Annotated in this window: 4 protein-coding genes; 1 reads left to right on the top strand and 3 read right to left on the bottom strand. The window is 64.3% G+C overall.

Annotation, left to right across the window (positions count from 1 at the left end):
* The first annotated feature begins 36 nt into the window (after positions 1-36).
* On the top strand, positions 37-711 hold the full coding sequence (locus ACM6HV_RS00815; protein WP_414902974.1) for a histidine phosphatase family protein: 675 nt from the start codon (positions 37-39) through the stop codon (positions 709-711).
* 119 nt (positions 712-830) lie between these two features.
* On the opposite strand, the gene mnmH is transcribed toward ACM6HV_RS00815, so the two are convergent.
* The 3 genes from mnmH to ACM6HV_RS00800 all read right to left on the bottom strand — a co-directional run bounded on the left by mnmH (position 831) and on the right by ACM6HV_RS00800 (position 13,770).
* On the bottom strand, positions 831-1,934 hold the full coding sequence (gene mnmH, locus ACM6HV_RS00810) for a tRNA 2-selenouridine(34) synthase MnmH (RefSeq protein WP_414902972.1): 1,104 nt from the start codon (positions 1,932-1,934) through the stop codon (positions 831-833).
* A complete protein-coding gene (selD, locus tag ACM6HV_RS00805) occupies positions 1,934-2,968 on the bottom strand; it encodes a selenide, water dikinase SelD (protein ID WP_041074189.1) in 1,035 nt (344 codons plus the stop codon). Before selD ends, mnmH begins: the two co-directional genes overlap by 1 nt.
* Positions 2,969-3,249: 281 nt before the next feature.
* On the bottom strand, positions 3,250-13,770 hold the full coding sequence (locus ACM6HV_RS00800) for an autotransporter-associated beta strand repeat-containing protein (RefSeq protein WP_414902970.1): 10,521 nt from the start codon (positions 13,768-13,770) through the stop codon (positions 3,250-3,252).
* Positions 13,771-14,172: the final 402 nt, after the last annotated feature.

The raw sequence follows: 14,172 nt of genomic DNA, 5'->3' as shown, positions 1-14,172 counted from the left end.
AGCCCCAACCGAATTTGCTGAAGAATCCTGTACTCAATGACGAACCTCATGAGTTTCGCCAAACGCTTCAAACATCGCGCCTGCGTGGCCCTGCCCTCCCTGTTGGCGGTCAGTGCGCTGACCTTGTCGCTCGAATCGAGCCAGATTCGCGCCCAGCCGGTAGACGGCACCCAGACCCTGGTTTTCCTGCGCCACGCGGAAAAGCCCGCAGGCGGCCTCGGCCAGCTCAACTGCCAGGGCCTGAACCGGGCGATCGAGCTGTCGACCCTGCTGCCGGAAAAATTCGGCAAGGCCGATTACGTGTTCGCTGCCGACCCGACACGCAATGTCGAGGAAGGCGAGCTGGACAACTCCTACAGCTACATTCGCCCGCTGATGACCATCAGCCCCGCCGCGATCAAGCTCGGCCTGCCGGTGAACATCGAATTCTCTGCCAACGATACCAGCGACCTGGCGCGGGAACTGACCGAAGACAAGTACCACAACGCGACGATCTACACCGCGTGGTCCCACGGTTATCTGCCGGAGCTGATCAACAAGGTCGCGGGCAACGCGGTCGGCGAAAAGCAGACGATCACCGATGACTGGGCCTCAGGCGATTTCGATTCGTTGTATGTGCTGACCCTGACCTGGCACAACGGCAAGGCCAGCCTGCAGAGTCACAGCTACAAGCAGGGGCTGGATAACGGCAAGGCGACGTGCCCGACTTGAGTGTTGTGTGGCCTGACCCGGCCCCTTCGCGAGCAAGCTCGCTCCCACATTTGATCCGCGTTGAATACAAATACCCTGTGGGAGCGAGCTTGCTCGCGAAGAGGCCAGCCGCTACAACCTCAATCTTTCTGGCTGGCTCGCTCACGCAAATACTCCAGCACCGCCCCGCGCTCCCCGGCAAACTCGATCCGCCCGCCCTTCTTCTCCCGCTGGAACGCATACATCGGGTCGTAGTATTCACGCAGCAACACGCTGATCCAGTCACGGAACTGCTCGACCGATCCGCTGCGCGCCTGCTCGGCCAAGGCCTCTTCCATCTGCAGGAACATCCGCTGATGGCGCTCGCCGCCCAGCCGGCGCTGGATATTGTTCAAACTTGCAATCAACCGCTCGGCATACAGCGCAAAGCCCTGCTCGCCGTGCACGGCGACGAACTCGGCGTGCAGGTTGATCACATAGTCCTGCAGAATCCGCTCGACCCGCTGTTCCAGGCTGTCTTCCAGCCAGACCATCGGCGCCACTTGCATGCCTCGGTACAACGGCAGTGGCAAGGCACAACTGCCGACTACCCGGCTCTCGTCTTCCAGCACAAACTGCTGGACGCCGCCGGCGCGTTTTTTCAACACATCAACGGCCAGACGGTTTTCGAAATCGATATTGGTCGGTTGCCCGGTGGCGCGTTTGCCGAAACTCGATCCCCGATGATTGGCGTGGCCTTCCAGATCCAGACCATTGCGTAACTGCACCAGCAGTTCGGTCTTGCCGGTACCGGTCATCCCGCCCAGCAACACCAGATCGCACTCGGCCACGGCCTGATCGATCGTCTCCAGCAGGAACGTGCGCATGGCCTTGTAGCCGCCGCCGACACGCGGGTAATCGATCCCGCCCTCCTCCTTGATCCATTGCTGGACGATCTGCGAACGCAAGCCGCCGCGAAAGCAATACAGGTAGCCGTCGGGGTGCGCCTGGGCAAACTCGACCCAACCCTGAATACGCTGCTCCCGGACCTCGGCAGACACCAGCCGCTCACCCAGAGCGATGGCGGCTTGTTGTCCATGTTGCTTGTAGCAAGTGCCCACTTGCTCGCGCTCGCGGTCGTTCATCAGCGGCAGGTTGACCACGCCGGGAAACGCGCCGTGGGCAAATTCGACCGGGGCGCGGGCGTCCATCATCGGCCGGTCGTTGAGGAAAATGTCGCGGTAATCGGTGCAGTCGCGGTACATCAGATCACCTCGACTGCGTGGGTCTGTCGCTCAACCAGCTCGCCAATCGGCGCCAGGTCCAGGCCCAGTTCGGCAGCCACGGCGAGGAACTCGTCGTTACCCTCAGGGGTGACCGCAATCAGCAGACCACCGCTGGTCTGCGGGTCGCACAGCACGCGTTTGTGCAACTCCTGCAGACGGCCGAGCTTGCTCGAATAGCTGTCGAAGTTACGCAGGGTGCCACCGGGCACGCAGCCTTGTTCGAGGTAGTACTCGACGCTGTCCAGACGCGGCACGTGGTTGTAGCCGATGCGAGCGGTCAGGTGGCTGCCATCGGCCATTTCCACCAGGTGCCCGAGCAGGCCGAAACCGGTGACGTCGGTCATTGCGGTGACGCCGGCCAGTTTGCCGAAGCGGCTGCCGGGTTTGTTCAGGGTGCACATCCAGTCGCGGGCCACACCAATGTCGCCGGGGCGCAATTTGCCCTTCTTCTCGGCGGTGGTGAGGATGCCGATGCCCAGCGGCTTGGTCAGGTACAGCAGGCAACCGGCGGTGGCAGTGTCGTTGCGCTTCATGTGGCGCTTTTCCACCAGACCGGTTACCGCCAGGCCGAAGATCGGCTCCGGCGCATCGATCGAATGCCCGCCGGCCAGCGGAATACCTGCGGCGTCGCACACAGCACGCCCGCCGCGAATCACTTCCCGCGCCACTTCCGGCGCCAGCACATTCACCGGCCAGCCGAGGATCGCAATCGCCATCAGCGGATCGCCGCCCATGGCATAGATGTCGCTGATCGCGTTGGTCGCGGCGATCCGGCCGAAATCGAACGGGTCGTCGACAATCGGCATGAAGAAGTCAGTGGTCGACACCACACCGCGTTCGGCATCGATCTCGTACACCGCCGCGTCATCACGCGAGGCATTGCCCACCCACAGTTTCGGGTCAAGGTTCTGCGCACCGCTACCGGCCAGAATCACTTCCAGCACCTGCGGGGAAATCTTGCAGCCACAACCGGCACCGTGGCTGTATTGGGTCAGGCGAATCGGCTCGCTCATGGGAGAGTCTCTGGCAGTTGATGGGGCGGATTCTAGCAGAGCGCGAGCCGGCAGATTTTTGCGCTGACTGTCTGGCCCTCTTCGCGAGCAGGCTCGCTCCCACACGGGATCTCCAGTGGACACAGAGTCGGTGGGTGACAGAGAGCCAATGTGGGAGCGAGCCTGCTCGCGAAGGCTATCGAGCGGTCACCGCCACTTCATCGCCGGACATATAAAGCCGCTCTATTCTGCCTCCCAAAAAAAACCGCCCTTTCGGGCGGCTAAAGTACTTCGACCATGATTCAGAAGCTTTGGCTGAAGCTGATGTTGAACGCGCTGTCGTTGTTGTCGCTCGACACCTGGCCCGAGTAGCCGATGCCCAGCTTGCCGGTCGGGGTGACCTGGAAGTCGATGCCGGCTTCGAGCAGTGCGCTGTCCTTGGCAATCGGTACGCCCTGGGTGCTGAACGAGGCGCCGCCGTCGATGAAGGTCAGGTCGGCGTCAGGTTTGGTGTCGCCGTAAGCGTGCCGCCAACCGATGGCCGCGCGTGGTGTCAGCTGGCTGCCGTTGGCCAGGGTCACCAACTTGCCGACGCGCACGCCGAGGGTCGAGTAGGTGATGTCCTGATCGGCGTCGGCCTTCAGGCGCCCCACTCCCCCTTTTTCCTTGCCGGTGTCGCTGTCGTAATTGACGTAGGCCAGCCCGGCGAACGGTTCGATGGCAACGCCTGCCGCGTTGATCGCGTAACCCACTTCACCGAACACCTGCGCACTGCGTGCGTCGTAATCGGCCTTCAGACGATCGTTGTAGCTGCCGACGCTGACGTCGCGTTTGGTCTCGATGCTGTGCCAGCTGTAAGCCGCTCCGAGGCGCACCGCCAGTGCATCGAATTGCGAGTTCAGATAACCGGCCAAGTGGTAGCTGTCGACCTTGGCGTCCGAGTTGCGATCATGCGCGTTGAGATTGCTGCGGGTGTAGCCGGCAGCCATCCCGGCACGCCAGTTGTCATCCAGCGCCTTGTCGGTGCCGAGCATGAAACCGCCGAGGTTGCGATCGACTTTGGCTGTGTTGCTGTCGCCGCCCATGTCGCCCCAGGCACCGATGGCCCGGATCCAGCCGATCATTTCCCCGTGGCAGCCGTTGCTGCTCAGTTGCGTGTCGCTCGGTGCCAGGGTTTTGCGTGGATCATCCGCGGCGCTGCACGATGGCTGGCGCATGCGGTCGTTGACCGCCTCGCGGATGAAGCGCGAGTCCTCAAGCATGGCGCTGGCGGTGCTGGCGTGGATTTCCCCGGAGAGGCTGTCGAACGCATTGCGCGCACCGGCCACGCTGAGGTTGACGATCTGGTTCTGCAACGCCGCGCCAGCCGCACCGTTATTGGACAGTGCCGTGGCGGTGCCGCGCTGGTTGCCCGTGGCGGCGACGTCGGCGAACGAGTTGCCGTTGCGGCTGACGGCCAGGGTGACCGAATCGGCACCGTAGACCAGCGAGCTGTCGAGGAACGCGTACTGCGGCAGATCGGCGGCACTGAAGGTGCCAGTTACACCACCGCCCGCGGTGATCAGCGAGTAAGTGGTATTACCGGTGAACGGCGCGAGACTGTTGACCACCAGACCGCCACCCAAGGCTGCCGTACCACCCACCGCCAACGGTGTCGCGGTTGGCGAGCTGACCGTCAGCGCCAGCACACCATCACTGCTGTTGGTCAGGTTGCCGGCCACGCTCAAGGTGCCGTCAGCACCACCGGAAGCCACCACACCGTGGTTGACCACCGAACCGACGCTGCCGTTACCGCTCAGGCCTGCGCCGTTGGCGACCGTGACTTGTGCCCCCAGCGAAGCCCGGGCCGCACGGCTGCCAACTTGCAGCAGGCCTTGATCGACCGAGACGGTGCCACTGAACGGTTGATTGCCGGTCAGCAGCAACGTGCCGGCGCCGCGTTTGGCCATCGCCCCGAGTCCGCTGAGGACGCCGTTGAACTGGCCATTGGTATTCTGCTGGAACACCAGCGTGGCATTGTCGGTGATGTTGCCTTGCAGACTGGTGGTGTTACCGATCAGCGTACCGCCACTGACGGTGGTGCCGCCGCTGTAAGTATTGGCACCGGTCAGCACCAGCGTGCCGGAATCGAGTTTTTCGATCCCGCCAGTGCCGATCAGCGGCACATCGATTTGGGCGCTGGCACCGGCATTCACGCGGATCGGTGCGGGCGTGCCGCCAGGACCATTGACCGGGGTCAGCGTGTCACCGGCATCCGGCACCAGGCTGTAGCCACCGACGAGGAATTGCAGGCCGGTGAAATTTTGATTGCCCTGCACGGTGACCACACCTGGCTGACCGCCAAACACCGCGAACTGACCATTGGCCGCCAGCGCCTGCGTGCCGCTCGGATCGGTCCAGTTGGTGCCCGGGCCCCACACGCCACTGCCGCCGCCGATGCTGCCGTCAGGATTGGTGGTGCCGCCGTTCCAGAACTGCACTTCACCCGGTGTGCCCTGCACCAGCAGGTTGACCTGATTGGCGATCGCGGTTTGCAGGGTCAGGTTGGCCGCCGACACCGGCAGGCTGCCGTAGACCAGACCGTTGTCGGTCAGGCTGCCACCGTAGCGGAACAGTTGATAGACCCCAGTGCCGAAGCCGCCGGCGTTGCTGATATTCAGCGTACCGTCGAGGGTCAGGTTGCCGGCGACGTTGACCACCGTGGTCGAACTGGCGGCCGAGCCGAGGCTGAAGTCCAGGTTGGTCCCCGAGGACAGCGCCAGCGCACCGACCGACAACGGCGTGGCCGAGCCGCCACCGCTCAGCGTTGCACCGCTGGCCAGTTGCACGTTGCCACCCAGTTGCCCGCTGCCGCCGATTTGCGCACCGCTGGCGACGTTGACGTTGGCGCTGTTGAGCACACCGTTGACGATCAGGTCGCCGGCCTGCACCGAGGTGTTGCCGGTGAAGGTATTGTTGCCGGTCAGGAGCAACTGGCCGGTACCGGTTTTGTTCAGCGTGCCGCTGCCGGTGAGGTTGCCGGTGTAACTGCCGTCGGCGTTTTGCGCGAAGGTCAGCGCCGCGTTGTTGACGATCGCGCCTTGCAGGCTGCTGGTGTCGCCAGTGGTCGTGCCAGCGTTCAGCGTGGTGCCGCCGCTGTAGGTGTTGGCGCCGCGAAGCAGCAGATCGCCGTTGCCGTTTTTCACCAGACTGCCAGTGCCGGTGATGGCGCCGAGCAACGTGGTGTTCTGGTTGCCGGCCAGGGTCAGTTGCCCACCAAGGTTGACGGCATTGGCCAGTTGCAGCGCCGAGGTGCTGTCGAGGCTGCCGTTGCCGGTCACGCTCAATGCACCGCTGCTGATGGCGCTGTTGTTGCCCAGCACCAGCGTACCGCCAGCGAGTTGCGTGCCGCCGCTGTAGGTGTTGCTGCCGTTGAGGGTCAGGCTCGAAGCGCCGGACTTGATCAGGCTGCCTGCACCGCTGACCACACCGTCGAGGGTCAAGGCGTTGCTGCCAGCGACGCTCAGGCCACCGTTCACCACCACATCGTTGCCCAGCGTGACGGCCGCGTTGCTGTCCAGTGCGGTGCCGTCTGCGGCAGTCAAGACGCCAGTGCCCAGCGCCGCGTTATTACCGACGACAATCTTGCCGCCGTTGAGCGCGGTGCCTCCGGTGTAGCCGTTGGCGGCATTGAGCACCAGCGTACCGCTGTCGTATTTGCCGAGGGTGCCGCTGCCGTTGAGCGCTACGCCAACGGTCGCGGTGGCGTTCGGATCGACTCGCACCGTGGCGTTACCCAGCGAACCGTTGACCAGGTTCAGCGCACCGGCCGTGCCGTTTTGCAGGGTGTAGCCATCGGTGACGAATTGCAGGCCGGTGATGGTTTGCGCGCCGTTGACGGTGACCGTGCCGGCTGTGCCCTGGAACACTGCGAAATTATTGGTCCAGGCCTGATTGGTGGTGCCGTTGACGTCGGTCCAGTTGGTGGTGCCGGTGCCCCAGGTGCCGCTGCCGCCATCGACCGAACCGTTGGCGACGAGTTGGTTGCCGTCCCAGAACTGCACGGTGACGCCCGGTGCGGTGACCAGCAAATTGATCTGGTTGGCCAGCGCGGTTTGCAGGGTCAGATCCCCCGGGGTGACGCTGCCCGGCACCGTGCCGATCAGCATGCCGTTGTCGGTCAGGCCGCCGGTGTAGTTGATCAACCGGTACACGCCGCTGCCAAAACCGCCGATGTCGCTGACGTTGAGGGTGCCGTCGAGGGTCAGGTTGCCACCGACGTTGACCAGCGCATTGCCGCCACCGGAAACCGGCACACCGAGGCCGACATCGAAGTTGGAATTGGCGTTGAACACCAGCGAGTTCACCGACAGGGTGCTGCCGGTGGCGCCGGCCAGGTGACCGCCATCGGCCACGGTCACGGCACCGCCCAGTGAGCCGCCGCCAGTCAGGGTGCCGCCGCTGTTGACCAGCACACTAGCGCTGTCCAGCGAACCGTTGACGCTCAAGGTACCAGCGTTGACCGTGGTGTTGCCGGTCAGGCTGTTGAGGCCGGTCAGGGTCAGCGTGCCGCTGCCAAGTTTGTCCAATTCGCCAGTTCCGGTGAGTACACCGGCGAAAACGCTGCTGGCGTTGTTGCCGCCGATGCTCAGGGTGTTGCTGCCGCCGATCAGCGCGGTGCCGCTGCCGGTCAGACTGGCGAGGCTGCCAGAGCCGCCGAGATTGAGAGTTGCCGCAGCGCCGAGATTGACTCCGGCGTCGCTGCCCAGTGCCGAGTTGCCCAGTGTCGTGAGGCTGCCGGACTGCACATCAAAGGTGCCGCTGAAGGTGTTGTTGCCGGACAGCGTCAGGTCGGCCAGACCATTCTTGGTCAAGGTGCCCGCCCCGGCGATCACACCGCCGAGGGTCAGGTTGTTGTTGCCGGCCACGCTCAGGTTGGCATTGACGTTGACGTTGTTCGCCAGCACCAGCGGCGCGGTGGTGTCGAGGGTCGATGCGCCCGCCACGGTCACCGCGCCGGAGCCCAGGCTCGACGAAGTGCCGAGGGTCACGGTGCCGGCGTTCAGTGTGGTGCCGCCGCTGTAAGTGTTAATGCCGTTGACGGTCAGGTTGGACGCACCGTTCTTGATCAGACCGCCGGTACCGCTGACCACGCCGCTGAGCGCTACGTCGCTGTTGCCGGTGTTGGTCAGATTGGCGTTGAGCACCACGTTGTTGCCCAGCGACACCGAGGTGCTGCTGTCCAGCGCCGAGGCACCGGCCACGGTCAGGTTGCCCAGACCGAGGGCGCCGTTGCTGCCGGCGGTCAGGGTGCCGGCGTTGAGGGTGACGCCACCGAGGAAGTTGTTGGCCCCGCTCAGGATCAGGTTGGCCGCGCCGTTCTTGGTCAGGCTGCCGGCGCCGTTGATCGCGCCGCTCAGCGTCAGATCGTTGCCGCCGACGATGCCGAGGTTGCCCGCCAGGTTGATCGCGTTACCCGCCGTGAAGGCGCCGCTGGCATCCAGAGTGGTGCCGTTCGCCGCGTTCAGGGTCGCCGAGCCCAGCGCGCTGTTCGACGCCAGAATCAAGCCTCCCGCATTCAGCGCCACCGGCCCGAGGAAAGCGTTGTTGCCACCGAGGGTCAGGCTGGCCGAACCGTTCTTGATCAAGCCGCCAGTGCCGGAAATGACACCGTTGAGGGTCAGCGCATTGCTGCCGAGGATCGTCAGGTTGCCGTTGAGGGTGGCTGCGTTGGCCAGGGTCACGGCGGTGTTGCTGTCGAGTTGCGTGCCAGCGTTGGCAATCAGTGCGCCGCTGCCCAGCGCGCTGTTGCTGCCGACCACCAGGGTGCCGCCATCCAGTTGTGTGCCGCCGCTGTAGCTGTTGGCGCCGTTGAGCACCAAGGTGCCGGCGTCGAGTTTGTTGAGAATCCCGCTGCCGTCGATGTTCACGCCGACCGTGGCGGTCACGCCCGGATCGACCCGCATCGCGGTGGTTCCGCCGCTGCCATTGACGGCAGTCAGTAGCCCCGACGTGCCATTGACCACGTTGTAGCCATCGGTGAGGAATTGCATTCCGGTGAACAGTTGCGTGCCGTTGACCGACACCGTACCGGCCGTGCCTTGGAACACCGCAAAGTCGCCGGCCCAGGTCTGGTTCAGCGTACCGTTGGAATTGGTCCAGTTGGTGCCGCCGGCAGTCCATGTGCCGCTGCCGCCGTCCACATTACCGTTAGGGATGGTCTGGCTGCCGTCCCAGAAGCGCAGGTTGGTGTTCGGTGCCGACACCACCAGGTTGATCTGATTGCCAAGGGTCTGTACGAGGATGTCGCCGAGGCCATAACCCACCGGCACACCGGCCACGGTCAGGCCATTGTCGGTCAGTGCGCCGACGTAGTTGAACAGGCGATAGACACCGACGCCGAAGCCGCCGGCATCGGTGACGTTGAGGTTACCGTCGAGGGTCAGGTTGCCGCCGATGTTCATCAGCGAGGTGGTCGATGGCGTGGCGAGGTTCGCATCGATATTGCTGTTGGCGGCCAGAACCAGTGAGGCGGCAGACAGGGTGGTACCCGAGGACAACGCCAGGTGGCCGCCGTTGTTAATGTTGAGAGTGCCGAGCAGCGAACCGCTGCCGGTTACGCTAGCGCCGGTATTGACGTTGACCTGGGTGCTGGCCAGCGACCCGCTGAGGCTCAGGGTGCCGCCGTCGACGGCGGTGTTGCCGACAATGCCGTTGATCCCGGTGAGGTTCAGGGTGCCGGTGCCGACCTTGGTCAGGCCGCCGTTGCCACTGAGGTCGCCGTCGAAGGTGCTGGTGCTGCTGACGCCGCCCACGGTCAATGTGTTGCCGCCGGCGATCTGCACGCTGCCGCTGCCGCTCAGGCCGTCGAGGCTGGCGTCGCTGCCGAGGTTGAGGCTGGCGCCGGCGCTGATATTGGCACCGGCGGTGTTGCCCAGGGCTCCGCTACTCAGGGTGGTGACGCTGCCGGCGGCAATGTTCAGCGCGCCGGTGAAGGTGTTGGTGCCGCTGAGGGCCAGGTCATCCAGGCCGGTTTTGGTCAGGCTGCCGGCACCGTCGATCACACCGCTGAGGGTCAGCCCGTTGTTGCCGGCCAGGGTCAGCCCGGCATCGAGGGTGATGTTGTTGCCGAGGGTGAAGGCGCTGCTGTTGTCCAGCGTCGCGGCGCCACCGACGGTCAGGGTGCCACTGCCCAAGGCGCCGGGCGCACCGACGGTGAGGGTGCCGGCGTTGAGGGTGGTGCCGCCGCTGAAAGTGTTGGTGCCGTTGAGGGTCAGGTTGGCCGCGCCGTTCTTGATCAACTGGCCGGTGCCGCTGGTAACGCCACCGAGGGTCAGGTTCTGCGTTCCGCCCACGCTCAACGCCGCATTCAGCACGACCGCGTTGGCCAGGCTGACCAGCGGCGAACTGCTGTCGAGGGTTGTCGCACCACCGACCGTCAACACACCGGTACCGAGCGCCGAACTGTTACCGACGGTCAGGGTGCCGGCATTCAGGGTGGTACCGCCGGCGTAGGTGTTGGTGCCGTTGAGGCTCAGGTTGGCCGCGCCGTCTTTCACCAGGCTACCGGCGCCAGCGACGGTTCCGGTAAGGCTCAGATCCGCACTGCCGCCCACATTGAGCGCCCCGGCGAGGTTGACCTGATTGTCCAAAGTGACGGCGGTATTAGTGTCCAGCGTGGTGCCCGCCGCTGCGTTCAATGCGCCGCTGCCCAGCGCGGTGTTGCTGCCGACAATCAGCTTTCCGACGTTGAGTGCGGTGTTGCCGAAGTAGGTGTTGGCGCCGTTGAGAATCAGGTCGGCGGGGCCACTTTTGGTCAACCCACCGACGCCGGAAACCACGCCCGCGAGGGTCAGCGCGTTGCTGCCGCCGACGGTCACGTTGCCGCCGAGGTTGACGTTGTTGGCCAGGCTCGTCGCGGTGCTGGCATCCAGCGTGGTGTTGTTGCCGGCGTTGAGCACGCCGGTGCCGAGGGCGGTGTTGGAGCCGACGATCAGTGTCCCGGCGTTCAGCGAGGTAGCGCCGGTGTAGGTGTTGTTGCCGGTCAGGGTCAGGGTCGAAGAACCGGTCTTGATCAGGTTGCTACCACCACTGATCACGCCGCCGAGGGTCAGCGGGTTGGCGCCGCCGGCAGTCAGGTTGGCGTTCAGGGCAATCGCGTTGTTCAGCTTCACGTTGGTGCTGCTGTTGAGCGTTGCGCCCGCGCCGCCCACGGTCAGCGTACCGGTGCCGAGTGCCGCGCCGTTGCCGACGGTCAGGCTGCCGGCGTTGAGCGCGGTGCCACCGGTGAAGGTGTTGGCGCCGTTGAGGGTCAGGTTGGCGGTACCGTTCTTGGTCAACTGGCTGGCGCCACTGATCACGCCACCGAGGGTCAGCCCGTTGCTGCCGCCGATCCCCAGATTGTTGTTGAGAATGACGTTGTTGTTCAGCGTCACCGCTGTATTGCTGTCGAGGGTCGCAGCGCCGCCGACGGTGATATCGCCGCTACCGAGCGCAGCATTGGCACCCGCCGTGATGGTGCCTGCGTTCAACGCAACAGCACCGAGGAAAGTATTGGCGCCGTTGAGAATCAGGTTGGCCGCGCCGTTCTTGGTCAGCCCGCCGCTGCCGCTGACCACACCACCGAGGGTCAGGTTGGCGTTGCCGGCGATGTTCAGGTTACCGCCAAGGGCGACCGCGTTGCTCAGCGCGACGGTGGTGCTGGCGTCGAGGGTAGTGCCCGCCGCCGTTGTCAGTGCGCCAGTGCCCAGCGCGGTGTTGCTGCCGACGATCAGCGTCCCGGCATTGAGCGTCGTGCCGCCGGAGAAGGTGTTGTTACCGCTGAGGGTCAGGTTCGCGGTGCCATTCTTGATCAGGTTGCCGGCACCGCTGATGACGCCGCTCAGGCCCAGCGCCTGGGTGCCGCCGAGGGTCAGATCCGCCGCCAGCGCGACAGCGTTGGCCAAGGTCACCGCGGTGGTCGCATCCAGCGTGGTGCCTGCCGCCGCGTTCAAGGCGCCCGTGCCGAGAGCGGTGTTGCTGCCGAGGAGCAAGCTGCCGCCGTTGAGCGCGGTGGTGCCGCTGTTGGTGTTGTTGCCGGTCAGGGTCAGGCTGGCGCTGCCGCTTTTGGTGATCGCGCCGGTGCCGGACACAATACCGGCCAGGGTCAGGGCATTGCTGCCGAGCACGTTCAACGCACCGGTGATGCCGACGTTGTTGGCCAGGGTCACGTTGCCGGTGCTGTCGAGGCTGGTGCCGGTGCTGGTGTTGAGGACTCCGGTACCCAATGCGTTGTTGTTGCCGACGCGCAAGGTCCCGGCGTTGAGGCTGGTGATCCCGGTGTAGGTGTTGCTGCCGTTGAGGGTCAGGCTGCCGCTGCCGGTTTTGGTCAGGTTGGCGGCGCCGCTGATCACCCCGCCCAGGGTCAGCGCACCGGTGCCGGTTGCGGTCAGGGTGCTGTTGAGCGTGATCGCGTTCGCCAGCGAAATGGGCGTCGTTGCCGAGATGCTCGAAGAGCCGCCAACCGTGATGCCACCGGTACTGAACGACTGGTTGTTGCCCACCAGCACCACACCGCCATTGAGCACGGTGTTGCCGGTGTAAGTGTTGATGCCGTTGAGGTTGAGCTGACCGCTGCCGATCTTGGTCAGGCCGCCGCTGCCGGAGATCACACCGTTGAGGGTCGTACCATTGATGCCCTGCAGGGTCAGGCCGCCGGCGCCCAGATTGATCTGGTTGGCCAGCGTCAAACCGGCATTGCTGGCCTGCAGGATCCCGCCGTTGGACGTCAGCACACCGCTGCCGAACGCCGCGTTGTCGTTGAACTGCGCGACACCGCCATTGAGCGTGGTCGCACCGCTGACCAACGGCCCCTGCAAGGTCCAGGTGCCGCTATTGAGGATCAGGTTGTTGAAGTTGACGTAGGTCGCGCTGGACGCCGTGCCGGTCCCGGTGGTGCCGCCGCCGAGGCCGATCGGGTTTTGCAGGATCAGCGTGTTGGTGCCCGCCGCGCCGCCATCGATCGTGCCGGTCGGGGCGAAGGTCAGGTTGATGCCAATCAGGCCCCCGAGACCGACGGAGACTTGCACACCGTCGCCGACGTTAACGCTGGAACCGGTGATCGCGTAGAAGGTGTTGGTGCTGCCCGCCCCCATCGACACACCGCCGGTGATGTTGCCGGCGTTGGTGAAGGTGTTGCCCGCCACTGACGTCTCGAACGCAATCCGGCCGTTGATCGTGCCGCTGGCACTGTTGGTCATGTTGACTTGTGAACCGCCGTACACCCCGACCACCGGGGTATCGGCCAGGGTGATGCCGCCGACCGACAGCCCGGTCGAGGTAATCGTACCGTCGTTGGTGATGGTCGTGGTGCCCGACACCGAGTTGTTCACGCCAATCCCCAGCCCGTCGATGCTGGTCAGGTTGAGGCCGAGCAGCATGCCGGTACCGCGAATGATCCCGGTGGCGTTGTTGACGATGCTCACCGTGCTGGTCGCGCCGGTACCGATGAACGCACCACCACTGAGGATCGAGACCAGGCCCAGCAAGGCCGGGTCGAGGGTACCGGAGTTGTTCAGGTTGATATTGGCCCCGGTCAGGTTGATGACCTTGCCACCCAGCGTCGCGTTCATCTGCGCCCCGGAGTTGACGTTGACCGTCAAGCCGCTGGTGGCGCTGCTGTAGTCATTGAGAAACAGCGGCAGCGTCGGGACGCCCGAACAGGTAATCGTCGAACCTGCCGCCGAGCATGTCGCGAGCGCCTGCTCGCTGACCCCACCGAACAAAAGTCCGGCAACGCTCAAGTGCACGGCAAGGGAAAGAGGGGAAAAACGCGAAACGAGGGCGACACCAAACCTTGCTTCCACGGGCTACTCCTTGTCGTGGCCAAATTCTTCCTTGAAGGCGTGCAAGTCGGGCTTATTCCACACGCGAATCAAGACTGCGACGGTCATCACAAAACCGCGTTATGGGTGACAAGCTAGTAGACGCCCCGCGATGAGGCACTGATTAAATGGTGTTAATACTTTAATACTACGGCCGTCTAAACCGCGGGTTTCGGCCCCTAAACACAGGACTCTGCCTAAACGACATCCCCCTGTAGGAGCTGCGGCACGCTGCGATCTTTTGATCTTGATCCTTAAAAACAAAATCAAAAGATCGCAGCATGCCGCAGCTCCTACAGGGGCGAACGGTGCGACTTGGTACGTGTTGTGCAAACGTTTGCGACCTGCCTATATCGGCTTTTTCGTAACAAAACCGTACAGACC

Origin of the sequence: Pseudomonas sp. IT-P260 (assembly GCF_949768395.1) — a bacterium.
Taxonomy (GTDB): domain Bacteria; phylum Pseudomonadota; class Gammaproteobacteria; order Pseudomonadales; family Pseudomonadaceae; genus Aquipseudomonas; species Aquipseudomonas parakoreensis.
The sequence above is the reverse complement of the archived record's forward strand: the minus strand, read 5'-3'. Positions and strand labels throughout refer to the sequence as shown.

What these genes read in the sequence shown, in the direction of transcription:
- selD (WP_041074189.1), bottom strand. Translation starts at nt 2,968, where the DNA reads ATGAGCGAGCCGATTCGCCTGACCCAATACAGCCACGGTGCCGGTTGT.
- mnmH (WP_414902972.1), bottom strand. Translation starts at nt 1,934, where the DNA reads ATGTACCGCGACTGCACCGATTACCGCGACATTTTCCTCAACGACCGG.
- ACM6HV_RS00815 (WP_414902974.1), top strand. Translation starts at nt 37, where the DNA reads ATGACGAACCTCATGAGTTTCGCCAAACGCTTCAAACATCGCGCCTGC.